Genomic DNA, 25,605 nt, shown 5'->3' on the forward strand with positions numbered 1-25,605 from the left:
CGCAGTATCACGGCTCCAAGGCGCGTTTCCAAGCGTGAACTGGGCGCCGGTCGGCCGGCCGGCGCGGTCCCGTCCGGGGCGGGCGTTCATGCTTGCATTTGTCAGCCATGACGGGCCTATTCGAAGCATGCGCAACAGTTCGCAAGAGGTGGTCTTGAGAGGCAGCAGCCCGGCACCCCGTCGGCGGCTCTATCCGCCCATCGAACCGCTGCAAAGCGGTCTCCTGCCGGTCAATGGCGGGCATGAGATCTATTGGGAGGTGTCGGGCAACCCCAAGGGCAAGCCGGTGGTGTTCCTGCACGGCGGGCCGGGGGGCGGATCGGCGCCGATCCAGCGGCGCTTTTTCGATCCGGCGGCCTATCGAATCGTTCTGCTCGACCAGCGCGGGTGCGGCAAAAGCCGTCCGCACGCGGCGTTGGAGAACAACACCACCTGGGATCTGGTCGCCGATTTGGAAAGCCTGCGCCGGTTTCTCGGCGTCGAGCGCTGGCAGGTGTTCGGCGGCTCCTGGGGGTCGACGCTGGCGTTGCTCTATGCCCAGGCCCACCCCGACCGGGTCAGCGAGATCGTGCTGCGCGGCGTGTTTCTGGCCCGGCGCGCCGAGGTCGGCTGGTTCTACCAGGACGGCGCCAACCGGCTGTTCCCGGAGGCGTGGGACGAATTCATCCGCCTGATCCCCGAGGCCGAGCGCGACGACGTGGTTCAGGCGTACTATCGCCGGCTGACCTCGGACGACCCTGAGACCATGCGCGAGGCGGCGGCGGCGTGGAGCCGCTGGGAGCGCTCCACCGTCACCCTGCTGCCCGAACCGCAACCTCGGCCCAGCCTCACCACCGACCGGTTCGCTCTGGCGATCGCGCGGCTCGAATGCCATTACTTTGCGAACAATGGTTTTTTGTCATATGACAATCAAATTCTGGACCAGGTGGGCCGGATCAGGCATTTGCCGTGCACCATCGTCCAGGGCCGCTATGATGTGATCTGCCCGCCGGTGTCGGCGCACGATCTGTCGGTGGCGTTTCCCGAAGCGCGGTTGAAAATGGTGCCGGTCGCCGGCCATTCCGCCTTCGAGAGCGACATAATCCACGAGCTCGTCACCGCCACCGACCGGTACCGCGAGCCCCGCTGATCCCGCCCGCCGGCCTCGGTTCTCCGCCGTCCGCATCGGGCGGCGAAGAACCGAGGTGACCATGATCGCCGAGCCCCCACGCCTGCCCGTTGTTGCGTGCCCCGTCCCGTATCCTGCCGCCCGCTTTTCCGCCGCCCGGTCTCTCACCGTCCCGCCTCCCAGCGCCCCGTCGTCCCCGGTTCCGCTGCCGATCGCTCATCCGCCCCATGCGGGTCTGCGGGTCTCGGCCGCCTTGCGGGTCTCAGCCGCCCTGCGGGGCTGGGCCGGGCTGCTTGTCCTTGCGGTGTTGGTGCTCGTCGGGGGCCTGGCCGGCCGGCCGGCCTCGGCGGCGGTCGAGCGGGTCGAGATCCTGTCGCGCACGGCGTTTGCCGACGGCCATCGTTTCGGCGCCGTCGGGGCCTATGAGAAGATCCGCGGCCGCCTGCATTATGCGGTCGATCCCGAAAGCCCGCACAATGCGCCGATCGTCGACCTGGATCTGGCGCCGCGCGACGGCGACGGGCTGGTCCGGTTCAGCGGCGACTTTCTGCTGTTCCGTCCGGCCGAGCGCGGCGCTGGCAATGCCACGCTGCTCTACGATGTGACCAATCGCGGCCGGCTGACGGTGTTCGGGATTTTCAATTCGGTGCGGTCGGGCAACGACCCCGCCAGTCTCGCCGATGCCGGCAACCGGTTTTTGTTCCGCCAGGGCTATACGCTGTTGATGAGCGGTTGGAACTGGGACGTGCCGGCCGCCAGCGACGGCCTGTCCATCGACCTGCCGATCGCCCGCAGCCCCGAGGGCACGCCGCTGACCGGCAGCATCGCGCACGAATTTCACGTGCCCGAGCCCAGCCGCACCGCGTTCATCGCCGGCATCTCGGCCCGGGGCTATCCGCTGATCGACCGGGCGCACGCGGTGCTGACCGTGCGCGACAGTCCCTATGCGCCGCGCCGTCTGGTGCCGCGCGACACCTGGCGCTTCGGCCGGCCCGCCCCGAATGCCGCCCCCGCCCCGGCTTCCGAGCCCGCCCCCGGGGCAGCGGCCGAAGCGGGGGGTGATCGCGGGGCGGCGGCGGTGGCCGGCCCGGAAGCGTCGCTGGTCGACCGCGACGTCTATGTGACCGCTGACCAACCGTTCCAACCCGACAAGATCTACGAGCTGGTGGCCACTGCCGTCGAGCCGCGCGTCACCGGGCTTGGCTTGGCGGCGATCCGGGACGCGGTGGCGCATTTCCGTGCCGCCGAGCCGGTGGAGACCGCGCTGATCTTTGGCCATTCGCAGTCGGGCCGGCTGATCGCCACCATGGTCCACCAGGGCCTGCATGTGGACGCGCGCGGGCAATCGGTGTTCGACGCCGGCTATGTGCGCGTCGCCGGCGCCGGCAAGGGCAGCTTCAACCATCGTTTCGCCCAGACCACCCGCCATTTCAGCCAGTATGAAGAGCTGATCTATCCGACCGATTATTTCCCCTTCTCCGCCACCGCGACCGTCGACCCGCTGACCGGCCGGGATGCCAGCCTGCTGGACGCTGCCCGCGCCATCGAGCGCCGCCAGATGGCGGCAGCGCCGGCCGGCGAGGGTGGGCCGATAACAGGCCAGGCGCCAGGCCAGGCGCCTGGGCAGACGCCGGGGCAGAGGTCTGCGCAGGGTGCGTCCTCGACGCCGGTTGGCGATCCGGCGCCCGCGGGCCAAGGCCGGTCGGGGCCGGCGGCGGTTGGGGCGGGCCCGGCCGCTGGGCGGTCGGCACCGGCGCGGCGCAGCGCGATCCCGAAGCTGTTTTTCACCAATTCCTCGGCCGAATACTGGGCACGCGCGGCCAGTCTGATCCACACCACGCCGCTGGGCCGCGCCGATTTGGCGCCGCCCGCCGACACGGTGCGCGTCTATGCGATCCTCGGCGCCCAGCACTTCCACGCCCGCTGGGCCGAGCGCCGAGGCCTGCGCTATTGTGTCAACCCCATCGACAAGCGCCCGGTGGCGCGCGCGCTGCTGGAGCATCTGCGTGCCTGGGCGCAGGACGGCACAGCCCCGCCGGCCAGCCGCTATCCGCGCGTGGCCGACGGCACCCTCGGCCGGCCGGCGGCCTATTTCGAGGCGCTGCCCAACGCGCTGGCGCCGTTGCGCCCCGACCGGCCGCTGATGCCGCCATTGCTCGACCACGGCCCGCGATTTGCCACCACCGGCATCGCCGACCGGGTGCCGCCGGTGGTCATGGGCACCTATCGCACGCTGGTGCCCATGCCCGATGGCGACGGCAACGACCGCGGCGGTGTCGGCTTGCCGCACCTGGCGGTGCCGCTCGGCAGTCATCTGGGCTGGAACCCGCGCAGCCTGACCACCGGCGGCCCGGCGGCGATTTCGCGCTGGTTGGGCAGCTTTCATCCGTTCGCGGCGACGCGCGCCGACCGGCTGGCCGACGACGACCGCCGGCCGTCGCTCGGCGAACGCTATGACGGACGCGGCGACTTCGAGGCGCGGTTCCGCCGGGCCGTGGAAGCGTTCGCCGAGGCGGGCTTTGTGCGACGCGAGGAAATCGGCGACATTGTCGCCGACTGGACCGGGCTTTATGATCGGGTGATGGCGCGCCCGGACGGTGCGCTCGGTTGCGGCTATCTGTCGGCCGATGACGCCCTGTGACCGTGCCCGGCGGATGCCCCGGCCCGACGACGCGACGCACGTTCGCGACGGGGCGCAAACGCGCCCGCGACGCGACGCAAATGAGCCGGCGACGCGGTGCGAACGTGCCCGCTTCGCGATCCAACCCCGCGACGCGATGAAGTAAGGAATAGCGATGTTGATGGCGACCCTGCGCTTTAGTCCCCTAGTCAGCCCCCGGTTTCTGGCGCTGTTCTTGGCGGTTTTCGCCGTTGCCGCGCACCCGCCCGGCCCGGGCGAGGCGCACGACCATGCGCATGAAGACGCCGCCGCCCACCACACGCATGACCACAACGCCGACGCGCCCCAAGCGCATGACCATGTCCACGATACTGACCATGACCATGACCACGCGGCGGGAGCGATTCGCCTGTCCAATGCGTGGGTGCGTCAGGCTCCGCCAAGCGCGGACGTGGCGGCCGGCTATTTGATGGTGTGGAACCGCGGCGACGCCGCCGACCGTCTGGTCGGGGTCAGCAGCCCGGCCGCCGAGCGGGTCGAATTGCATGAGACCGTGCGCGAGGGCGACCGGGTGCGCATGCAGCCGCTCGATCATGTGGCCGTGGCCGCAGGCGATGCCGCGCTCTTCGAGCCCGGCGGCAAACACCTGATGTTCAAGGGGCTCCAGGCGCCGTTTGAGCCCGGGCGCATGGTCACGCTGGTGCTGCACTTCGACCGGGCCGGGGCGGTCACGGTGGACGTGCCGGTCAAGCCGATCGGCCATCAACCCCAGTACGGCCGGGCGACCGTGGAACACCACCACTGACGGTGCGGGCATCCGGCGTGCTGGCCTCGGGTGGGCCGCCGGTGCCGGGCCTGGTCCCGGCGAGCCTGCGTGCTTGGCGGGGCTTCGGCCGGCGCCGGTCGAGGCAGATCAGCGCGGCGACGGTCGGCGCCAGCGCAGCCGCATGGCCTGCCAATCGAAAAGGATCGTGTGCGCGGCCAACAGGTCGGTGCCCAGGATCATCGCCGGGGCGTCGGTCAGGCCGAGCGAGCGGAAGATCGGGAGTGCGCCCACCGCCGGGCGTGTCTGCCCCAGCGCCCGGTCGCCCAGATGAACCGTCAGCGCGTCGTCGGTCACGGTCACCGATGTGGCGGTGCCGTCGATGCCGGTGACACGCGCCGCCCGGCCGGGCGCGAGGGTCAGTGCCTGGGCCGCCGCCGGGTTGAGCACGCTCCGCACCGCCCCGGTGTCGACCAGCGCTCGCACCCGGGTGCCACCGAGGCGCGCGCGGACGCTGACCAGCCGGCCGGTGACGGCGTGCAGGGGGTGGTCGTCATAGACCGCGCCAGGGGCGCCCGGCACGCCGCTGCGTCGCGCATAAAGCCGCAGGCAGCGGCCGGGGCCATCCAGTTCGACGGCATAGCGCAGCAGAAAGTCCTGGCCGAGAACCCCATAGAGCGGCTCGCCCGGATCGGCGGACACGGGTAGGGCGGCGACGCTGTCCAGACGGTGTTCGACGCCGCCGATACCCAGCCGCCCCAGCCGATAGCGCGGGACCAGGCGACGCCCGCCCGTGCCCAAGACCGTCACCGGCCCCGAGGCCGACCGGTCGAGCCCGAGTCGGCCGACGAGGCGCCGATAGATGGCGGTCTGGTGGGCCGCCGTGTCCAGCCGGAAAGCGAAGGGTCCGGCCTCGCCCACGCGCACGTCGACGACCAGGGCGCCCCCCACCGACCGCATGGGCACCCGGGCCAAAGCCCTCGACGCTGCGTCCTCCGCCGCCAGCCCCGGGCATGCGGCCGCCCACAGGGCCAGAACCGCCAGCAGGCGAACGACGGCGCCGCCCACCCGGCGCCCGGCGCATGCCGCCCGGCTCAACCGAATTATATATAGAAATGAGATATCCCTGTATGATACAAGGTCGGTCATGTGGTCGATTATCTGATAAACGAGCGAGAAAAGGCCACACGCATGACACCGGAAAAGCGTGTCGGGCGTATAAGGTCAATAACAGGTCCGGGCGTGCACCCGGCCCACGACGACAGCGAAAGAGGATACGCGCGTGAAACCGATTTTTCAGATCCTGGGGGTCGTGGTGATCCTAGCCGTGGCGATCGCTGCGGTGATCACTTTGTCGGCGACCAAGCCGGAACCGAAGAAGAAGGCGCCCGAGGCACAGGTGGCGCGCCTGTTCACCGAAACGGTGGAGCGGACCGCCGCGGTGTTGACGGTGCGAACCCAGGGCGAAGTGCAGCCGCGCACGGCGATCGATCTGGTGCCGCAGGTGGGCGGCAAGATCGTCGCCGTGTCCGATCAATTCGTCGAGGGCGGCCATGTGACGGCCGGTGAAACCCTGGTCCGGCTCGACGACTCGGATTATCAACTGGCGCTGATGCAGGCCAAGAGCCAGCTTGCGCAGTCCGAGCGTCTGTTGGCCGAAGAAGAGGCCAATGCCGAGATCCGGCGCAAGCAGTGGGACTGGGACGAACTGCGCAAGTCCGACCGGCCCGAAGATCTGGCTCTGCGCCGGCCCCATCTGGCCGAACGCCGCGCCGACGTGGCGGCGGCCGAAGCCAATGTGGCCAACGCCCAGGTCAATCTGCAGCGCACCAAGATCACCGTGCCGTTCGCCGGTCGGGTGACCGAGAAGGCCGCCGACCTGGGCCAGTTCGTCTCGCCCGGCACGCGATTGGGCCGGGTGTTTTCGACCGAGACGGTGCAGGTCCGCCTGCCCTTGACCGACGCCCAGTTGGGTAAGCTCGGTCTGACCATCGGCTATGTACCCGAACCGGGCGCCGAGCCCGAAGTGCGGTTCAGCGCCGAAGTGGGCGGCAAGCTGCGCCACTGGACCGGCAAGCTCAAGCGCATCAACGCTCAGGTGGATGCCGAGACCCGGCTCGTCTATGCGCTGGCCGAACTGGACGATCCCTATGGCGCCAACACCGACGACGGCGTGCCCATGGCGGTGGGGCTGTTCGTCAATGCCGAACTCGACGGCCGGCGGATCGACCCGGCGTTCCGCTTCCCACGCGCCGGTTTGCGCAATACCGACACGGTCTATGTGGTCAATGACGACGACAAGCTGGAGATCCGGCAGGTCGAGGTGGCCGATAGCAACGAACAACGGGTGCTGGCCACGGCCGGCGTGGTGCCCGGTGAGCGGGTCGTGGTGTCGCCGGTGCGCAACCCGATCGCCGGCATGGCGGTCGAGGCCATGCAGCGCGGCGCGGCGGGCGAGTCCGACGTGGCAACCGGCGCGGCCCAGGCCATGGGCAGCACGTCCATGCCCGGCGGCGGCTTTTAAGGCGGGGATTGCAGCATGACCAAGAAAGAGCATCGCGGCATCGTCGCCTGGTGGGCGCGCAATCCGGTCGCCGCCAATTTGATGATGTTCGGCATCATCCTGGCCGGCGCGCTGGCGTTCACCAATATGGACCGCGAGGTCTGGCCGACCTTCGAGACCACCAATGTGGAGGTGACGGTGACCTGGCCCGGCGCCGGGCCCACCGAGGTGGAGGATCAGATCCTGATCCGTGTCGAGCAGGCGATGAACGGGCTCGACAATGTGGACCGCATCCAGTCGACGGCCTATGAGGGCTTCGGCCGGGTAATCGTCAAGGGCCGGCCGGGCATCGACATGCCGGGCTTCATCAATGACGTGAAGGCGCGCGTCGACGCCATCTCCACATTGCCCAGCGACGTGGAGCCGCCGCGGGTGCGCCAGCAGGTGTGGCGCTCGCCGATCATTCGGGTCGCCGTCCATGGCAACGCCAGCGAGCGGGTGCTCAAGGACGCCGCCGAGGAGATGGAGCGGCGGATCGCCCAGCTTCCCGGGGCCGCGCTCACCGATCTGTTCGGCGTGCGCGACGAGGAAGTGTCCATCGAACTGTCGGAAGAGGCGTTGCGCCGCTATGGCCTGACCTTCAACCAGGTGGCCCAGGCGATCCGCGCCAGTTCGCTCAACCTGTCCTCGGGCACCGTGCGCACCCAGCACGGCACGGTCGGGCTGACGGTGCGCAACCGCGCCGATTCCGAAGCGGAATTCGAGGACATCGTGCTGCGCCAGACCGCCGACGGCGGCACCATCCGGGTCGGCGACGTGGCGACGGTGATCGACGGCTTCGAAAGCGAGGAAGCGCTGGTCCGGTTCAACGGCCAGAACGTGGTGCTGATCGACGTCCAGGGCGCCGATCGGGTCAATGTGGTCGAGTTGTCCGAGGTGGTCACCACCTGGCTCGACGAAAACGCCCAGCGCTATCTGCCGCCCGGTGTCCAGGTGACCATGTGGCAGGACAATTCCGATATCTTCAAGGATCGCATGGAGTTGATCTCATCCTCGGCGCTGATGGGTCTGGGGCTGGTGTTCCTGGTGCTGATCTTGACCCTGCGGCCCAAGGTGGCCTTGTGGGTGACGCTTGGCATCGCGACCGCGTTTGCCGGCGCGTTCATCCTGCTGCCGGGCAATGACGTGTCGCTCAACATGCTGTCCTTGTTTGCCTTTTTGCTGGTCATCGGGATCGTGGTCGACGACGCGATCATCGTCGGCGAGAGCATCCACCGGATGTCGGAATCGGGCTATAAGGGCCAGGACGCGGCGGTGATCGGTACGCAGATGGTGCTCAAGCCGGTGATCTTCGCCGTGCTGACCTCGATGATCGCGTTTCTGCCGTGGATGTTCCTGAGCGGCGAGGACACTCAGATCACCCGGCAGATTTCGTTGATCGTGGTGTTTTCGCTCGTCTTTTCGCTGATCGAGGCGCTGCTGATCCTGCCCGCCCACCTGGCCAATCTGAAGGAGGAGACGCGGCCCAAGGGTTGGCTCGGGCCGTTGCTGGCGTTCCAGACCAAGCTGGCCCACGCCATGAACCGCACCGCGACCCACCTCTATCGACCGTTGGTCGAGCGCGCGCTCAAGGCGCGGTATGTGACCGTGGCGGCGTTCATGGGTTTCTTCATCCTCAGCGTCGGCGTGCTGTCCACCGGCTGGCTCAAGTCGAGCTTCATGCCCGAGGTGGAGAGCGAGTTCATCCAGATGAGCGTCACCCTGCCCGAAGGCACGCCCTATTCCCGCGCGCTCGAAGTGCTCGACCAGTTGCAGGCGGCCGAGCGGCAGCTTCAGGCCGAGTTCCGCGCCGAGAGTGCCGAGAACGAAGACGTGGAGTTGGTCCAGAACTGGTTCACGCTGGCCCGGCCGACCCAGGTGGAGGCGTTCGTGCAACTGGCGCCGCCCGAGGTGCGCGGCATGCCGTCGAAGCAGGTGGCCGAGCGGCTCAAGGACCTGATCGGCGACATTCCCGACGCTGAAGAGGTGGACACGTCCTTCACCCTCAACCAGGGCGACGACGGTCTGCAATTCTCGATCAACCACCCCGATCTCGACACCTTGCGCGTGGCGGCGGCCGACTTGCGGGCCAAGTTGATGACCTATGACGCGGTGTTCGACGCGCGCGACAATTTGCAAAGCAGCACCGACGAATTGCAGATCGAGCTCAAGCCCAATGCCCAGCGTTTCGGGCTGACGCTGTCTGACGTGTCGCGCCAGATCCGCCAGGCCTATTTCGGCGAGGAGGTGCAGCGCTTGCCGCGCGAGGGCGACGATGTGCGGGTTTATGTGCGCTATCCCGAGGCCGACCGGGAGAGCCTGGACAGCCTGGAGGACTTCCGGGTGCGCACCGACGACGGCCGTCAGATCCCGCTGTTCTCGGTCGCCGACGTCGCGTTTGCGCCGGGCATCCAGCGGATCAACCGGCGCGAGGGCTTCCGCTCGGTGGTGGTCACCGCCGACCTGCCGGCCGAAAAGCGCCAGGAGATCATGAAGGACCTGGACGAGACCTTCTTCCCCGACTGGGAGAAGCGCTACCCTGAGGCCAAGCGCGGCGCCATCGGCGCGGCCGAGGGCCAGCAGCAGTTCATGGAAGAGATCTTTGCGCTCTACACCCTGGCGCTGTTTCTGATGTACGCGCTGATCGCGGTGGCGTTCCGGTCCTATATGCTGCCGCTGTTGATCCTGACGGCGATCCCGTTCGGCTTCATGGGCGCGGTCTATGGTCACCTGATCTTCGGCCTGTCCATGGGGCTGTTCAGCTATTTCGGCATCGGCGCGGCCGCCGGGGTGGTGATCAACGACAATCTGGTGCTGGTCGACTATGTGAACCGGCTGCGCGACAAGGGGCTCGGCGCCTTCGACGCGCTGGTCGAGGCCGGGGTGTCGCGGTTCCGGCCCATCGTGGTGACCTCGGTGACCACGTTTATCGGTCTTATCCCGATCATGGCCGAGCGCTCGACCCAGGCGCAGTTCCTCAAGCCCACGGTGGTGGCGCTCAGCTTCGGCGTGCTGCTGGCGACGGCGGTGACGCTGGTCCTGGTGCCGGCCCTCTATGGCGTCGGCGTGGACATCAACCGGGCGGCGGCACGGATCTTCAAGGGCAAGCGCCGGGGGGCCTTCGGCTCCCACGCCCACGAGCATCATCCGTCGGGCGACACCGGCGGCGAGGGGGTGCCGGCCGAATAAGCCCAAGCGCCGCGGCGGACAGGCTGTGCCGCGGCAAGCGCTCAAGACCAACGGGCCGGCCCTGCCATGGGGCCGGCCCGATTTGTTTGGTCGTCATGCGCGCGCCGGGGGGCTCAGCGGCCCCGGGAAGAGAGGTCCGGCCAGCCCCTTCAGAGCCGGCCGGCGCAACCGGTCAGTGGCTGTCGAGCAGACGCCGGGTGTCGCGGAAGGCGGCGAGCGCGCGGGTCAGGCTGGCATGCGCCTCGCCCGTATAGCCGTCGGCCGAGGCCGACCAGGCGCGGTTCAACGCCCGCTCGCCCGAGGCGAAGGCGCTCATCACCGCGGCATAGGCGGTCATGCCCGAGTGGGCGATCATCGAACCGCGCGCGTCGGCGAACCGGGCGAGCGGGGCGCGCAGCCGGTCGTCGATCTCGGCGCGCAGGGCGTCGCCGTCGAGGCTTGTCTTGCGCGCGTCGATCTGGGCCAGATCGTCGATCACCTGGGCGATGGTCTCGTCGAGGGCGGCGCGGCCGCTGGCCACCGCCTCGGGGTCGGTGGCGGCGGCTTTCTGGCGCCGCTTGAGCCACACCACGCCGGCGATGCCGACGCCCAGGAAGACCAGAAAACGCGGCCAGGCGAGCGTTTCGGGGTCGAGCGAGGCGGTATAGGCGGCGCCCAAAAAGCCCAACGCGATCAGGATGGCGGGAAGCGGGGTCATGGCAAGTGTCTCCGGAAGCGGCGGCTCAGGTGCTCTGGGCGATCATGGTCAGCGCGTAGCCGACGCCGACCAAGGCCTCGCCGATGATGAAGCCGGCGGCGATCGGCACGCCGGTGTGGTCGGCCCAGTCGCTGCCCTTCCAGCGGTTGGCCGACAGCCGCAGCGCGGTGCCGATGGCGTAGGTCAGCACCACGTTGAACGGCAGGTAGAAGCCGAGCCCCACCAGGATCCCCAGGCCGCCTTGGCTGGCGGTGAGCAGGGCGCCCATGAGCGCACCGGCGACATATTTCTCGGTCGGCACGTCGCCGCCCAGAATGCCTTCGACGGTGGAGGCGAGCGCCTGGCCCTGGGGCGCCGGCAGGGCGTCGCTGCCCAGCACATAGACGTCGTGCAGCACATAGACCACGCCGATCACCACGATCGGGCCGAGCCAGGCGCCGACGAACTGCGCCATCTGCTGGCGGCGCGGCGTGGCACCGACCAGATAGCCGGTCTTCATGTCGAGCATCAGGTCGGTGGCCTGGCTCATGGCCACGCAGGTGGCGCCGCCGACCATCACCGCAGCGACGATGGCGTCGGCGTCGTCGAGGCCCGAGACGATCAGCAGGAGCAAGGTCACCGCGATCAACGTCATCCCCGACAGCGGCGACCAGTTGGTGCGCCCGATGGCTTCCGACAGGATGATGCCCGACATCCAGATCCACAGCGTACCCAGCACCGCCATGGCGATGCCGCGGCCAAGGCCCACCGTCTCCACCGAATTGACCGCCATGAAGGTGAGCAGCACGGTGGCGCCGGCGATGCCTACATAAAGCAGCTTGACCGGCAATTCCTCGCTCGCGCCGGTGCCCGCCTTGCTGGCATCCGACATCGACTTGATCGCCGAGCGGATCAAGGGCAGGGCCAGCAACACGCCCATGATCGCGCCGCCGATCAACATGCCGATGCCGAGCGGGCGATAGATCAGGCCGCGCAGGCCGTCGGGCGTGTCGATCACCGCCCCGGCCTCGTCGACGGGGAAGGCGCCGGTGGCGGCGAGCAGCGGCGACAAGATCCACCAGACCACGAAGCCGCCGAGGATGAAGGCGATGCCGCCGCGCCCGGCGATGAAGCCGACGCCCACGGTCATCAGCGACAGATACCAGGTGGCGTTGAGATAGGAGGGCAGGCCGAGCCAGTCGCCGAGCGCCCAATTGTCGACGCCGGCGCCGAGGCTGAGCGCGTGCAAGCCGCCGCTGAACACGGCCGCGCCGACCAGCAATTGCGCCTTGCGCACGCCGGCGCCGGGCGATTTCAGGATCGTCGCCACCGCCACGCCGCCGGGATAGGTCAGCCGCTCGAAGTCGATCATCTGCTTGCGCAGCGGCACGATGAAGGCGATGCCCAGGAACGCACCGGCGATGCAGCCGAAGGCGAGCAGAGCGGGGTTCAGTTGGTCCTGGTGGCCGAGCAGGAAGATCGCCGGCACCGAAAACATGATCCCCGACGAGGCGCCGTTGACCGCACTGGCCACCGTCTGCGCCACATTGTTCTCGACGATCGACTTGCGCCCGAACAGCCCGCGCAGAATGCCGAAGCCCAGGATCGCCGCCAGTTCGGAGCCTTCGATGGAGAAACCCAGCTTGAGCGCTGCGAAGCCGATCGACACCGAGATGACGATGCCGAGCACCCAACCGGTAAACACGGCGTGCCAACTCAGTTCGGGATAAGCGGGATAGGCGCGGTGGGTGGACGCCGACGGGGGCAGGGATTCGGACACGGATACCACTCCTGAACGTGAACGACCCTCCCCCTAGCAGGCGGGGTCGCCGCCGCCAAGATCATGCGGACGGTAAAGCGCTCGAACGGCTGATCCGCCCGGTGGCGCTGGGCGTATCTTCGTCGACGCCAACCGTCTGCCAAGGAGGCTTCCCATGACCCTGCCGTTTCGCCGCGTGCTGCTGGCCCTGAGTGTGGCCATTGCCGCCATCGCCGCCCCGTCGCTGCGGGCCGCGACCGGCCAAAGCCTGCACGACTTCACCGTGCCGTCCATCGGCGGCGAGCCCATGGACCTGGCGCAGTATCGCGGCAAGGCGGTGCTGCTGGTCAATACCGCCAGTTTCTGCGGCTTCACCAACCAGTATGGCGACCTGCAGGCGCTCCACGAGCGCTATGCCGACGCCGGTTTCGTGGTGCTGGGCGTGCCCTCGGCCAGCTTCGACCAGGAGTATGGCGACGACGGCAAGGTCAAGGAGTTCTGCGAGGTCAATTACGGCATCACCTTCCCGATGACCACGCGCCTCGACGTCACCGACGACGACGCCCACCCGCTCTACCAGTGGCTGGCCGGGGCGATGGGCAAGCGCCAGGCACCCAAGTGGAATTTTCACAAATATCTGATCGGCCCGGACGGCCAGCCGGTGGCGGCATTTGCGTCGTCGGTCAAGCCCGATGCCGCCAAGCTGACCGCCGCCATCGAGCGCGTGTTGCCGGCCGCCGAGACGCTTGCCAGCGACCGCAAGGGCGACTAAATCTCCAGCCCATGGCGAGTTTGGATATCATTACGGTCCCCAACGAAAAGCTGCGGGAGACCTCCGAGCCGGTCGAGCGGGTCGACGACGAGCTGAACAGGCTGATCGACGACATGCTGGAGACCATGTACGAAGCGCCGGGCATCGGCCTGGCGGCCATACAGGTGGCGGTGCCGCGCCGGCTGTTCGTGTGCGACGTGTCCGGCGAGGGCGAGGAGCGCAGCCCGCAGGTGTTCGTCAATCCCGAGCTTGTGTGGGCCGACGACGCGCGCAGTGTCTACAACGAGGGCTGCCTGTCGATCCCCGGCCACTATGCCGAGGTGGAGCGCCCGGCGCGGGTCACGGTGCGCTATCTGGACCGGTCGGGCGCCCCGTGCGAGGTGGCGGCGGACGACCTGCTGGCCACGGTCATCCAGCACGAGATGGACCATTTGGACGGCACGCTGTTCATCGACCATCTGTCGCGGCTGAAACGCAGCATGATCGTCAAGAAGATCAAGAAGGCGCAGCGCGACCAAGCCGTCGAGGTTTTGTGATCCGATGAGCAATCTGCGGGTCGCCTTCATGGGCACGCCGGGCTTTGCCGTGCCCAGCCTGACCGCCCTGCACGACGCCGGCTATCAGGTGGTGCAGGTCTACACCCAGCCGCCGCGCCCCGCCGGACGCGGCAAAAAGCTTCAGAAAAGCGCCGTGCACAAAGAGGCCGAACGGCTCGGCGTACCGGTGCGCACGCCCGGCTCGCTCAAGGACCCGGACGAACAGGCGGCGTTCACGGCGCTCAATCTCGACGTGGCGGTGGTCGCCGCCTATGGCCAGATCCTGCCCCCGGCGATCCTCAAGGCGCCGCGGCTCGGCTGCGTCAATGTGCACGCCAGCCTGCTGCCGCGCTGGCGTGGCGCCGCCCCCATCCACCGGGCGATCCTCGAAGGCGACGTCGAGACCGGCGTGTCGATCATGGTCATGGACAAGGGGCTCGACACCGGCCCGGTGCTGGCCGAGGAACGCACCGCCATCGGCGGCGAAGACACCAATGCCGATGTGCACGACCGGCTCGCCTATATGGGCGCCGACCTGCTGGTGCCGAGCCTGCGTGCCTATGCCATGGGCGCCCTGAAGCCGTTGCCGCAACCCGCCGACGGCGTCACCTATGCGGCCAAGATCGACAAGGCCGAGGCGTGGATCGACTGGTCGGCGTCGGCCGAGCGGGTCGACCGGCAGGTGCGCGCGCTCAACCCGCAGCCCGGCGCCTGGACCGAAACCCCGGCCGGCCGGCTGAAAGTGCTGATGGGGGTGCCCGAAGCGTCGGGTGAGCGCGGTGCGGTGCCCGGAACCGTTCTCGACGATCAGTTGCGGGTCGCTTGCGGCACCGGCGTACTGCGGGTGACGGTGGCGCAACGGGCCGGCCGTGCGCCCATGGACGCCGAGACCCTGCTGCGCGGCTTCGCCCTGCCGCCGGGCACCGTGTTGGGCCAGACCGAACCGGCGGCTTGAGCGCCGGCGTGCCCGGGCGCCCGGGCAGGTCCGGCCAAACATCTTCCCCCCTCGCCGTTGTCGCGAGCGCCAGCGACGCGACCCAATCGCCGCTTGCCGTCTGCGCTGCCGGTTACCCTGTGGGCGGTTGCGTCCTGCCGCCTGTCGGCGGGTGTCGGTCGCGGCCGTCAGTTGGATGGCTTCGCTTCCGCTCGCCATGGCGACGGTGGGGCACGGTGTGGCGGGCTTGGCTTCCGCCGTCATCGCGAGCGCCACCGACGCGATCCAATGGCCGCCTGCGAGGCTTGGTCGCCAGTGAGAGGGCGCCGCGCCGCGGTCGATCACAGGGCGCGGCGACCGGCTCAGTCGAACAGGCTGGAGACGCTGGTTTCGTGGCTGATGCGGTTCATCGCCTCGGCGATCAGGGGCGCGACCGAGATGCGCCGCACCCGTTGGCTGACCCGCACCGCCTCGGTGGCGTGGATCGAGTCCGTGATCACCAGTTCCTTGAGCGCGCTGGCACCGAGGCGCGCCACCGCGCCGCCCGACAGCACACCATGGCTCACATAGGCCGACACATCCTCGGCGCCGGCCTGGCGCAGCGCGTCGGCGGCGTTGCACAGCGTGCCGGCGGTGTCGACGATGTCGTCGACCATCAAGCAGGTGTGGCCCGACACGTCGCCGATGATGTTCATCACTTCCGACGTGTTGGCCGACTCACGGCGCTTGTCGATGATCGCCAGGGGCGCCTTCAGCCGCTTGGCGAACTGGCGCGCGCGCACCACGCCGCCCACATCGGGCGACACGATCATCAGCTTCTGGCCCTGATAGCGTTCCTCGATATCGCGGCACAGCACCGGCAGGGCGTAGAGATTGTCGGTGGGGATGTCGAAGAAGCCTTGGATCTGACCGGCGTGCAGATCGATGGTCAGCACCCGGTCGGCGCCGGCGGTGGTGATCAGATTGGCCACCAGCTTGGCCGAGATCGGCGTGCGCGGCCCGGGTTTGCGGTCCTGCCGGGCATAGCCGAAATAGGGCAGCACGGCGGTGATCCGACGCGCCGAGGCACGGCGCAGGGCATCGATGATGACCAGCAATTCCATCAAATGGTCGTTCGCCGGGTAGGACGTGGACTGGATCACGAACACGTCCTCGCCGCGTACGTTCTCCTGCACCTCGACGAACACTTCCTGGTCGGAAAACCGGCGGACACTGGCCTTGGTGAGCGGGATGTTGAGATAAGCCCCGATGGCTTCGGCGATCTGGGGGTTGGAATTCCCGGCGACAATCTTCATGGGCGACAGGCTCCTGTTGCGGCGCAGGCGTGGCTTAGCCGACGCAACCCGATCGTTCAAGGGGGCCGTCCTCGCCCATTGGTCGAGGGGGCTAGCGGGCCCGGGCGATCAGGCTGATCTGGCGGCCATAGTCGGTCTCGCCCCGGTGGGTGGCGCGGCGGTAGCTGAAGAAGCGCTCGGGCGCGCCATAGGTGTCGAGGTCGAGGCGCACCACCCGCCCGACGCCCGCAGCCTTGAGCCGCGCGGCCACCAGACCGGCCAGGTCGAACTGCCATTTGCCCGCTTGGGCGCCGGGCGCGAACAGGCCGGATGCGCCGCCCGCAGCGACGACGGCGTCGCGCACCTCGTCGCCGACCTCATAGGCCGCCTGGGCGATGCACGGGCCGATGGCGGCGACGACGCGGGCGCGCTCGGCGCCTAATTCGACCATGGCGGCGAGGGCGGCGCCGGTGACATCGGCGACCGCGCCGCGCCAGCCGGCGTGCGCCGCGCCGATCACCCCGGCGTCGGGATCGGCCAGCAGCACCGGCGCGCAGTCGGCGGTCAGCACGCCGATGGCCACGCGGCTCAGCCGGGTGACGATGGCGTCGGCCTTGGGGCGCGCGTCGGCCTGGTCGGGCCGGTCGAGCACGAACACGTCCGCGCCGTGGACCTGATACAGCGTCGCCGCCGTGTCGAGCCCGAGCGCTGCCGCTGCCCGGCGCCGGTTCTCGGCCACCGCCAGCGGCTTGTCGGCGGACCCCGGGCCGCAGTTGAGGCCGGCGTAAAGCCCCGTCGACACGCCGCCCTGGCGGGTGAAGAAGCCGTGGGCGAGCCCCGGCCGGTCGAGCGCCGGCGCGGTCACCGGGTCAGGGGATTGTGTGGGCGCGGGCCCGCATGGCTCGGTCATCGGGCGGGCTCCGCTGCAAAGCCCGGCGGCACGGGGGCATCGGGGCCGGTGAGGGCGAGCGCCTTGAACAGCGTGCCCATCTGCTCGGGTGCGGTCAGCCGTGCCACGGCGGCGTCGATGGCGGCGGCCTGGGCGGCACTGGCCCGCGCCTTGAGGGCGGCCGCGCGCAGCCCAAGCCCCAACTGGTCGAGGAACCGGCCCTGGTCCACCGGGCCGAGCGCCGCCGCGCCGCCGGCGCGGGCTGTGTGGGCCAGGGCGGCGAAATTCACATGGGCGGTCAGGTCGGCGGCACCGGGGGCGGTCAGCGGGTCGACCGGGCGGTGTGCGGCCACCGCCTGGAAGGTGTCGCCCCAGCCCGGGCCGGCATAGCCATAGTCGACGATCAACGCTGCCCCGCCATCGCGCGCCAGCCGCCTGGCGATCGCGTGCGCGTGCGCCATGGCCGCCGGGCAGCGCTCGGCGATGGCGCCGGCGGGCGGCGGTGTCGCTGGTAAAGGCGGTGCGTCGGCGTCGGCGCCGAGGGTGGTGAACACCAGCCGGTCGGTCTGTTTGTCCAGCCCGACCGCGCGCTCGGCCCAGCCGCTGCCCAGCCACAGCCATTGCCGGATCGGCAGCGCGTCGAAGAATTCGTTGGCGATCAGCAGCAGCGGGCCCGCCGGCACCGTGTCCAGCGTATCGTGCCAGGTGGCGGGCAGGCCGCGGTCGCGCTGGGCGGTGCGGAAGTCGCGGTTGCTCTCCACCAGGTGCAGGTCGAGGGCGTCGCCGAGCGCTGGCAGCACCCGCAGGGCGCGCAGGATGTCGGCCATCAACGTCCCGCGCCCGGGGCCCAGTTCGACCAGCCGCACCGGCGCCGGCGCGCCCATGGCCTGCCAGCGGTCGGCCAGCCACAGGCCGATCAGTTCGCCGAACATCTGGCTGATCTCGGGCGCGGTGGTGAAGTCACCCTCGGCGCCGACGCGCCGGCCTTGGGCGTAATAGCCGTGGACCGGGTGCAGCAGCACCTCGGTCATGTACTGGTCGATCCGCAATGGCCCCGCCGCCGCGATCAGGTCGCGGATATGGCGGCCGAGCGGCCCGTCGGCGGGGGCTGGCGCGGCGGTCATGCCGCCCCCTGGCGGGGGGTGGCCCGGTCGCGGGGCTCGGGCTGCGGCGCCCGGCGCCATGCCCAGACGATGATCGCCGCGCCGGCCAGGATCATCGGCAGCGACAGCAACTGCCCCATGGACAGGAACGACCGCGCCAGCCCTTCGAGTTGCGGGTCGGGCGAGCGCACATATTCGACCGCGAACCGTGCCGCACCATAGCCGGCCAGGAACACGCCGGTCAGCACGCCCGGCCGGCGCTGGCCCAGGCGCGTGGTGTAGGCGAGGACGTTGACCAGCGCGAACAGCGCCACGCCTTCGAGGGCGGCTTCATAGAGCTGGCTCGGGTGGCGCGGCACCTGGAGCGGGTCGGCGGGGAACACCATGGCCCAGGGTACGTCGGTGGGCCGGCCCCACAGTTCGCCATTGATGAAATTGGCCAGCCGGCCGAGCAGCAGCCCGATGGGGGCGGTGCAGGCGAGCATGTCGCCGAAGCGCATGGGCGGGATGCCATTGGCGCGGGTGAACAGGATCGCGGCGACGATCACGCCGGTCAGGCCGCCGTGGAACGACATGCCGCCGTCCCATAGCGCGAAGATGCTGAGCGGTTCGGCCAGGAACCGTCCGGGGTTGTAGAACAGCACATAGCCGAGCCGGCCGCCGGCGACGATGCCGAGCGTCGCCCACAGGATAAAGTCGTCCAGATGCTGGCGGCTGATCGGCGCGCGCAGCCGGCCGACCAAGGCGCGGGCGTAGAAATAGGCCTGCAGGATGCCGAAGAAATAGGCCAGCGCGTACCAGCGGATCGGGAACGGGCCGATCTCCACCAGCACGGGGTCGATGTTGGGATAGTCGATCACCAGGGGCGGCGGAAAGGACAACACGACGCGCGAGCCTCCGTTAAGGTTCAGGACGCGATGCCGCACAGGTGCCAACGGCCGCGAAGAAAGTAAAGGCTTTGCGCGGCCCCCCATGGCACTTATATGGGGACCAAGCCGGGAGAAGAGCAATGCAAAACCAATCCAAACTTTTTGACGATTTTGCGAAGCTGGCCCAGGGCGCGCTCGGCGCCGCCAGTTCGGCCCGCGAGGAATTCGAGGCGACCATGCGCGCCTGGGTGGATTCGCAGGTGGACAAGATGAACCTGGTCCCGCGCGAAGATTTCGACGTGGTGGCCGAAATGGCGCAGCGCGCGCGCACCGAAAACGACGCCCTGGCCGAGCGGATCGCCGCGCTCGAAGCCAAGGTCGACGCGCTGGAAGGCGGCGCCAAGGGCGGCACGGCCTCGAAGGCCAAGCCCACCGGGGCCAAGTCCACCGGGGCCAAGGGCGCCGGCGCCTCGAAGGCCGGCGACACCGGTACGGCCAAGGACACCGACGAGGGCTGAGCCCGGCGCCTTGGGGCTGGCCGGGGATTGCTCAGGGGCTGTCCGGGGCGGCCCGGGGTGCCGTCCGGTCGGTCGCCCGATGGTTGTGCGGCGCCCTTACGCAGGTGGCGCGGCTGGAATGTCCTTGACTTATCCACAGGAAATTTTCGGGGTCCCCGACTCGGGGGCTTGTTTTTGTTTGGGCGCGGTGGCACGCTAGATTTGGTAGTGCTTGGAGAGCCGGAGCCAAATCTAGTGCTGCGATTATCTCATTGCATTTTGCCGACCATGCCGGAGACGTCTTAGCCTCCGGCGGCCATCGGCACCGGGGGCGCTCATTCTGGGAGCGGAACCATGACGACCCTGTTTGCGGACCAATTCCTCACCCCGGTCGCCAATCCCGTCGATACCGTCGAAGAAGTGGCCCAGGTCAATGACTGGACCTTCGACCGCGACGATGACGAACTGACGGCGGTCCTGCCCGGTTCCTTTTGCGATTATCAGCTCCGCTGCCTGTGGCGAGAAGAGGGCCGCGCGCTCCAGATCGCCAATCTGTTCGACCTCAAGGTGCCCGAGGCCAAGCGGCCGGCGGTCTATGAGGCGATCGGCCGGCTCAACGAGCGGCTGTGGCTCGGCCATTTCGAGATGTGGGCCGAGGAAGGGCTGATCATGTTCCGCCACGCCGCCGTGGTCGACGGCGCCATCGGCCAGACCCATGTGGAACTGCTGATCGAGACCGCCCATGCGGAGTGCGAGCGCTACTACCCCGTGTTCCAGTTCATCCTGTGGTCGGGCAAGACCGCCCAGGAAGCCATCGACGCCGCCCTGCTCGACGTGATCGGCGAGGCGTGAGGCTGCGGCCACCGGGGCGCCCGACGCCCCGGCGGTCCGGTTGACCCGACGATCCGCTGTGCGAGGGCGCGCCGGGCGATTGCCCTCCGGCGCGCCGGGGGGCGCCCGTCAGGCGCGGGCCTGACGGCGATGCAGCCACCAGCCGATGGCGCCGGCGAGCGCGAAGGCGATTTCGTAATAGAGCACCATGGTGGACACGGGCGCGGTGTCGGTGCTGGCAATGGCGACCGCGCGGGCGCCGCCGGCGCCGACCATGGTCACGGTCAACACGCACAAGCCCGGGGCGCGCCACGCCCGGTCGATCGCGCCATAGCCGAAAAAGCCCGCAAGCCCGAGGAAAAAGCCGCCATAAAGCGCCAGGAACTCGGCGCGGCCGCTGGCGCCGTCGAAGCTGTAGCCGACCCAGGCGCCGAGGCCGACGGGATCGTTGAACACTGCCAGCGCCTGGCCGGCACAATAGAGCGCCATCAGCGCGAGAATGATGCGGGGGATCAGAGACATAAGGCCGTTCCTTCCTTGGTTTCATCGTCTTACGCAGGAACGCGCGGGCCGGACCAACGCGTGTCGCGCCCCGGGCGTCCGGTCGGGCGATGAAAAACCCCCCGTCCCGGGGGAGGGCGAGGGGCATTGGTTGAGGCGTGACGCCGGTGTCGCCCGTTTGGGGGCGCGGTCGGCCTATTCCGCCGGGATGCGCGCGCCGGTGTCGTCGAGCGGCACGTCGAGCTTGTCGAGGATTTCGGTCGGCACCACGTGGACGAAGCGGTCGCGATAGCTCTCCCAGTTGGCCAGGATCGCCAGCGCCAGCCGCGAGCCGGTCTCGGCGGCGTGTTCGCGGATCAGCCCTTGTGCCAGCGCCTCATAGTGCGGGTGGTCGAGCGGCCGGGTGATCGTGCTGTCGGGGTTGAGCTTGGCGGCCAGGGTGCCGTCCTCGTCGAGCACAAAGGCCATGCCCCCGGTCATGCCGGCGGCGAAGTTGTCGCCCACCGCGCCCAGGATCACCGCGTGACCGCCGGTCATGTACTCGCAGCCATTGGCGCCGCAGCCCTCGACCACCACTTGCGCGCCCGAGTTGCGCACCGCGAAGCGCTCGCCCGCCTCGCCGGCGGCGAACAGCTTGCCCGCCGTGGCGCCGTAAAGCACCGTGTTGCCGATGATCGCGTTGCGGTGGCCGGTGAGCCCGGAGCGGTTGGGCGGCCGCACCACGATGGTGCCGCCCGACAGGCCCTTGCCCACATAGTCGTTGGCGTCGCCATAGACCACCAGCTTGAGCCCCTGCACGGCGAAGGCGCCGAGCGACTGGCCGGCCGAACCGCGCAGGTGCACCGACACATGGCCGGGCTTGAGCCCGCGTTCGCCGAACGTGCGCACCAGATGGCTGGAAAAGCGCGTGCCGATGGCGCGCTGGACGTTGCGGATCGCGTAGGTGAGCTGCATCTTCTCGCCGCGCTCGAACACCGCCTTGGCGTCGTCGATCATCTGCGCGTCGAGGGTATCGGGCACCGGGTTGCGGCCGTCGATGGTACAGCGCCGGGCGTCCTGCGGCGCGTCGACCATGGTCAGCACCGGGTTGAGGTCCAGGTCGTCCAGATGCGCGGCCCCCCGGCTGACCTGGGTCAAAAGGTCGGTGCGGCCGATGATGTCGTCGATGCGCTCGGCGCCCAGGCTCGACAGGATTTCGCGCACCTCCTCGGCCAGATAGGTCATCAGGTTGATCACCTGGTCGGCGCTGCCGCCGAACTTGGCGCGCAGCCGCTCGTCCTGGGTGCACACCCCCACCGGGCAGGTGTTGGAATGGCACTGGCGCACCATGATGCAGCCCATGGCCACCAGCGACGCGGTGCCGATGCCGAATTCCTCCGCGCCGAGCAGCGCGCCGACGACGATGTCGCGGCCGGTTTTGAGCCCGCCATCGACGCGCAGGCGCACCCGGTGGCGCAGATTGTTGAGCGTCAACACCTGGTTGACCTCGGACAGGCCCATTTCCCACGGCGTGCCGGCATATTTGATCGAGGTCTGCGGGCTGGCGCCGGTGCCGCCTGAATGGCCCGAGATGTTGATCACGTCGGCATGCGCCTTGGCGACGCCGGCGGCGATGGTCCCGATGCCCGCCGACGACACCAGCTTGACGCACACCCGCGCCACCGGGTTGATCTGCTTCAGGTCGTAGATGAGCTGGGCCAGGTCCTCGATTGAATAGATGTCGTGGTGCGGCGGCGGCGAGATCAGGGTCACGCCCTTGGTGGCGTGGCGCAGCTTGGCGATCAGGTCGGTGACCTTGAAGCCGGGCAATTGGCCGCCCTCGCCAGGCTTGGCGCCCTGGGCCACCTTGATCTCGATTTCCTCGCAGTGGTTGAGATAGTTGGCGGTGACGCCGAAGCGCCCCGAAGCGACCTGCTTGACCGGCGAGTTGGCGTTGTCGCCATTGTCGTACGGGGTGAAGCGCTTTTCGTCTTCGCCGCCTTCGCCCGACACCGACTTGGCGCCGATGCGGTTCATGGCGATCGCCAGGGTCTCGTGAGCCTCGGGGCTGAGCGCGCCCATGCTCATGCCCGGGGTGACGAAGCGGCGCCGGATCGCGGTGATGCTTTCGACCCGTTCGAGCGGTGTCGGCGTCTCGACGGTCTTGAACGCCAACAGGTCGCGCAGGCTGACCGGCGGCGTCTGGGCGACCGCGGCGGAATAGGCGCGATAGCGGGTGTAGCTGCCCTCGGCCACCGCCTCTTGCAGCATGTGCACCAGATTGCCCGAAAAGGCGTGCGTTTCGGTGCCGTGACGATAGCGGTAGAAGCCGCCCACGGGCAGGGTGACCACGGCTTCGTCGAAGGCGCGGGCGTGTTGTTCGCGCACCTTCTGTTCGATGCCGGTCAGCCCGATGCCGGAGATCTTGGACGGCACATTGGGGAAGAACTCGGCCACCAGCGCGCGGCTCAGGCCCACGGCCTCGAAATTGCCGCCGCCGCGATAGGCCGAGATGATCGACACGCCCATCTTGGACATGATCTTGAGCAGGCCCTGGTTGATCGCCTCGCGCTGGCGCTCCAGGCAGGTGCCGAGGTCGAGCCCCTCGAACAGCCCGCGCGCGTGGCGTTCGCGCACCGCCTCCTGGGCCAGATAGGCGTTGACCGTGGTCGCGCCGACGCCGATCAGCACGGCGAAATAGTGCGGGTCCAGGCATTCGCCCGAGCGCACATTGATGCTGGTGAAGGTGCGCAGACCCTGGTTCAGCAGGTGCGTGTGGACGCCGCCGGCGGCCAGGATCATCGGCACCGGCGCGCGGCGGGCCGAGACGCCCATGTCGGACAGGAACAATTGGGTCTTGCCCGCCTGCACCGCCTCCTGCGCCTCGGCACGGATGCGGTCGAGCGCGTCATGGAGCGCGTGCGGCCCGGCGTCGACCGCGAAGGTACAGTCGATCTCGTGCGCCTCGTCGCCGAAATAGCGGATCAGCGCGGTGTATTCGCCATTGGTCAGCACCGGGCTTTCCGCCACCATGGTGTCGGACTGGGGATTGTCGTTGTCGAGCACGTCGGCGAAGTTCGAGAACCGGGTCTTGAGCGACATCACCCGGTTTTCGCGCAACGGGTCGATCGGCGGGTTGGTGACCTGGCTGAAGCACTGGCGGAAGAAGTGCGACAGGTTGCGATACTGCGACGACAGCACGGCGAGCGGCGTATCGTCGCCCATCGACCCGATCGCCTCCTTGGCGGTGGTCACCTGCGGGTGCAGCAGCAACTCCAGGTCCTCGCGGCTGATCCCGGCGGCCACCTGGCGCTGGCGCAAGTCGTCCTTGTCGAACAGCGCCGGCTCGCCGATGGTCCCCGACACCTGCGAGAACTCGGTGAAGTTGCGCACCCATTCCTCGAACGGCGCGCTGGCGGCCAGTTCGTCCTTGATCTCGCGGTCGCGGCAGAACCGTCCCTCGGCCAGATTGACGCCGATCATCTGCCCCGGCCCCACGCGGCCCTTCTCGCGCACGTCCTCTTCGCGCAGCGGCACCATGCCGGTCTCCGAGCCGACCACCAACATGCCGTCATTGGTCAGCGAATAGCGCAGCGGGCGCAGGCCGTTGCGGTCGGCGCCGGCGAACACCCAATGGCCGTCGAAGCCGACCATGCCCACCGGCCCGTCCCACGGCTCCATCACCGAGGCGGAATAGGCGTACATGGCCCGGTGCGCCTCGGGCAGGTTGGCATTCTTCGACCAGGCCTCGGGGATCAGCAGGGTCTTGGCCATCGGCCCGGTGCGCCCGGCGCGCACCAGCACCTCGAAGGTGGCGTCCATGGCGGCGCTGTCCGACGCGCCCATGGGGATCACCGGCTTGATGTCTTCCTGATGCGGGCCGAACGCCTGGCCGGCCATCTTGATCTCGTGGCTGCGCATCCAGTTGGTGTTGCCGCGCACGGTGTTGATCTCGCCATTGTGGGCGATCATGCGGAACGGCTGGGCCAGCCACCATTGCGGGAAGGTGTTGGTGGAATAGCGCTGGTGATAGAGCGCATAGGCCGAGACGAAGCGCTCGTCCTTGAGGTCGGGGTAGAACACCGCCAATTGCTCGGCCAGGAACAGGCCCTTGTAGATGACCGACCGGCACGACAGCGAACAGATGTAGAAATCGCCGACGCCGGCTTCGCGCACCGCGCGTTCGATGCGCCGGCGGATGATGTAAAGCTCGCGCTCGAACGTCTCCACGTCGACGCCCTTGGCGTTGGCGATCATGATCTGTTCGATCTCGGGCCGGGTCGCCTGCGCCTTGTCGCCGATCACCGACACGTCCACCGGCACCTGGCGCCAGCCATAGATGGTGTAGCCGAAGGCGATGATCTCGGTCTCGACGATGGTCCGGCACCGCTCCTGGGCGCCCAGGTCGGTGCGCGGCAGGAACACCTGCCCGACCGCCAGCCGGTCGTCGGACGGCCGGTGGCCGGTGCGTTCGATATGCTCGCGGAAGAACGCTTGCGGGATCTCCACCTGGATGCCGGCGCCGTCGCCGGTCTTGCCGTCGGCGTCGACCGCGCCACGGTGCCAGACCGCGCACAGGGCGTTGATGGCCGCTTCGACCACCCGGCGGGTGGGCTTGCCGTCCACATTGGCGACGAAGCCGACGCCGCAGGCGTCATGCTCTTCGCGCGGGTCATAGAGGCCGAACGGCGCCCGGCCGATGGGCGATTGAGGCGTGGTGCTGGTCATGGGCGAGGTCCTTTCGCCGGGCGCTCGCCGCACCG

19 protein-coding genes are annotated in these 25,605 nt (G+C 69.0%); 10 read left to right on the forward strand and 9 right to left on the reverse strand.

Annotated elements, in window-relative coordinates; genetic code table 11:
* Window positions 1-154 precede the first annotated feature (154 nt).
* The 3 genes from pip (at window position 155) to EV659_RS06175 (ending at window position 4,533) form a co-directional block, all read left to right on the forward strand.
* Window positions 155-1,129, forward strand: coding sequence for a prolyl aminopeptidase (pip, locus tag EV659_RS06165; RefSeq protein ID WP_200287879.1), 975 nt, complete (start codon window positions 155-157; stop codon window positions 1,127-1,129).
* A 289-nt stretch (window positions 1,130-1,418) separates the two neighbouring features.
* Window positions 1,419-3,749: an alpha/beta hydrolase domain-containing protein gene (locus tag EV659_RS06170; protein ID WP_132707968.1), complete on the forward strand. Its 2,331-nt coding sequence runs from the start codon at window positions 1,419-1,421 to the stop codon at window positions 3,747-3,749.
* Window positions 3,750-3,903: 154 nt separating this feature from the next.
* Window positions 3,904-4,533, forward strand: coding sequence for a copper chaperone PCu(A)C (locus tag EV659_RS06175; protein WP_132707969.1), 630 nt, complete (start codon window positions 3,904-3,906; stop codon window positions 4,531-4,533).
* A 108-nt stretch (window positions 4,534-4,641) separates the two neighbouring features.
* Here the strand turns inward: EV659_RS06175 and EV659_RS06180 are convergent, their stop codons facing one another.
* Window positions 4,642-5,451, reverse strand: a complete 810-nt coding sequence (locus tag EV659_RS06180) for an aspartyl protease family protein (protein WP_165878756.1) — start codon at window positions 5,449-5,451, stop codon at window positions 4,642-4,644.
* A gap of 322 nt (window positions 5,452-5,773) precedes the next feature.
* Between EV659_RS06180 and EV659_RS06185 the strand changes: the two genes are divergently transcribed.
* Window positions 5,774-7,015, forward strand: a complete 1,242-nt coding sequence (locus EV659_RS06185) for an efflux RND transporter periplasmic adaptor subunit (protein ID WP_132707971.1) — start codon at window positions 5,774-5,776, stop codon at window positions 7,013-7,015.
* Between the two features lie 15 nt (window positions 7,016-7,030).
* Window positions 7,031-10,222, forward strand: a complete 3,192-nt coding sequence (locus EV659_RS06190; RefSeq protein WP_132707972.1) for an efflux RND transporter permease subunit — start codon at window positions 7,031-7,033, stop codon at window positions 10,220-10,222.
* Window positions 10,223-10,394: 172 nt separating this feature from the next.
* Here the strand turns inward: EV659_RS06190 and EV659_RS06195 are convergent, their stop codons facing one another.
* Window positions 10,395-10,919 (reverse strand): hypothetical protein, encoded by a 525-nt coding sequence (locus EV659_RS06195; protein WP_132707973.1) that lies wholly within the window; start codon window positions 10,917-10,919, stop codon window positions 10,395-10,397.
* A gap of 25 nt (window positions 10,920-10,944) precedes the next feature.
* Window positions 10,945-12,678: an OPT family oligopeptide transporter gene (locus EV659_RS06200; protein WP_200287757.1), complete on the reverse strand. Its 1,734-nt coding sequence runs from the start codon at window positions 12,676-12,678 to the stop codon at window positions 10,945-10,947.
* Window positions 12,679-12,832: 154 nt separating this feature from the next.
* Between EV659_RS06200 and EV659_RS06205 the strand changes: the two genes are divergently transcribed.
* Genes EV659_RS06205 through fmt form a run of 3 tightly spaced genes read left to right on the forward strand, consistent with a single transcriptional unit; the run spans window position 12,833 to window position 14,920 of the window.
* The gene (locus EV659_RS06205) at window positions 12,833-13,429 is read left to right on the forward strand and encodes a glutathione peroxidase (RefSeq protein WP_132707974.1); all 597 of its coding nucleotides are present in this window, start codon (window positions 12,833-12,835) and stop codon (window positions 13,427-13,429) included.
* A gap of 11 nt (window positions 13,430-13,440) precedes the next feature.
* Window positions 13,441-13,965, forward strand: a complete 525-nt coding sequence (def, locus tag EV659_RS06210; RefSeq protein WP_132707975.1) for a peptide deformylase — start codon at window positions 13,441-13,443, stop codon at window positions 13,963-13,965.
* Window positions 13,966-13,978: 13 nt separating this feature from the next.
* Entirely contained in the window at window positions 13,979-14,920 is a 942-nt protein-coding gene (fmt, locus tag EV659_RS06215; RefSeq protein WP_132708058.1) for a methionyl-tRNA formyltransferase, read from the forward strand.
* A 341-nt stretch (window positions 14,921-15,261) separates the two neighbouring features.
* On the opposite strand, the gene EV659_RS06220 is transcribed toward fmt, so the two are convergent.
* The 4 genes from EV659_RS06220 to lgt form a co-directional block, all read right to left on the reverse strand.
* A complete protein-coding gene (locus tag EV659_RS06220; RefSeq protein ID WP_132707976.1) occupies window positions 15,262-16,194 on the reverse strand; it encodes a ribose-phosphate pyrophosphokinase in 933 nt (310 codons plus the stop codon).
* Between the two features lie 91 nt (window positions 16,195-16,285).
* On the reverse strand, window positions 16,286-17,083 hold the full coding sequence (gene pgeF, locus EV659_RS06225; protein ID WP_132707977.1) for a peptidoglycan editing factor PgeF: 798 nt from the start codon (window positions 17,081-17,083) through the stop codon (window positions 16,286-16,288).
* Complete coding sequence (locus tag EV659_RS06230; protein ID WP_132707978.1) at window positions 17,080-18,186, reverse strand: class I SAM-dependent methyltransferase; 1,107 nt, start codon at window positions 18,184-18,186, stop codon at window positions 17,080-17,082. Before EV659_RS06230 ends, pgeF begins: the two co-directional genes overlap by 4 nt.
* Window positions 18,183-19,049: a prolipoprotein diacylglyceryl transferase gene (gene lgt, locus EV659_RS06235; protein ID WP_200287754.1), complete on the reverse strand. Its 867-nt coding sequence runs from the start codon at window positions 19,047-19,049 to the stop codon at window positions 18,183-18,185. The genes EV659_RS06230 and lgt overlap by 4 nt, the downstream gene beginning before the upstream one ends.
* Window positions 19,050-19,174: 125 nt before the next feature.
* Here lgt and EV659_RS06240 point away from each other — a divergent pair, with 125 nt between their 5' ends.
* Both EV659_RS06240 and EV659_RS06245 read left to right on the forward strand, forming a co-directional pair.
* Entirely contained in the window at window positions 19,175-19,552 is a 378-nt protein-coding gene (locus EV659_RS06240; protein WP_132707980.1) for an accessory factor UbiK family protein, read from the forward strand.
* Between the two features lie 333 nt (window positions 19,553-19,885).
* Window positions 19,886-20,383, forward strand: coding sequence for a type III secretion system chaperone family protein (locus tag EV659_RS06245; protein WP_132707981.1), 498 nt, complete (start codon window positions 19,886-19,888; stop codon window positions 20,381-20,383).
* A gap of 108 nt (window positions 20,384-20,491) precedes the next feature.
* Here the strand turns inward: EV659_RS06245 and EV659_RS06250 are convergent, their stop codons facing one another.
* Complete coding sequence (locus EV659_RS06250; RefSeq protein ID WP_132707982.1) at window positions 20,492-20,884, reverse strand: DUF4345 family protein; 393 nt, start codon at window positions 20,882-20,884, stop codon at window positions 20,492-20,494.
* A gap of 174 nt (window positions 20,885-21,058) precedes the next feature.
* Window positions 21,059-25,570 carry a glutamate synthase large subunit gene (gltB, locus tag EV659_RS06255; protein WP_132707983.1) on the reverse strand — a complete coding sequence of 1,504 codons (4,512 nt, stop codon included), beginning with the start codon at window positions 25,568-25,570 and terminating at the stop codon, window positions 21,059-21,061.
* Window positions 25,571-25,605: the final 35 nt, after the last annotated feature.

This window comes from Rhodothalassium salexigens DSM 2132, assembly GCF_004341375.1.
GTDB classification, from domain to species: Bacteria; Pseudomonadota; Alphaproteobacteria; order Sphingomonadales; family Rhodothalassiaceae; genus Rhodothalassium; species Rhodothalassium salexigens.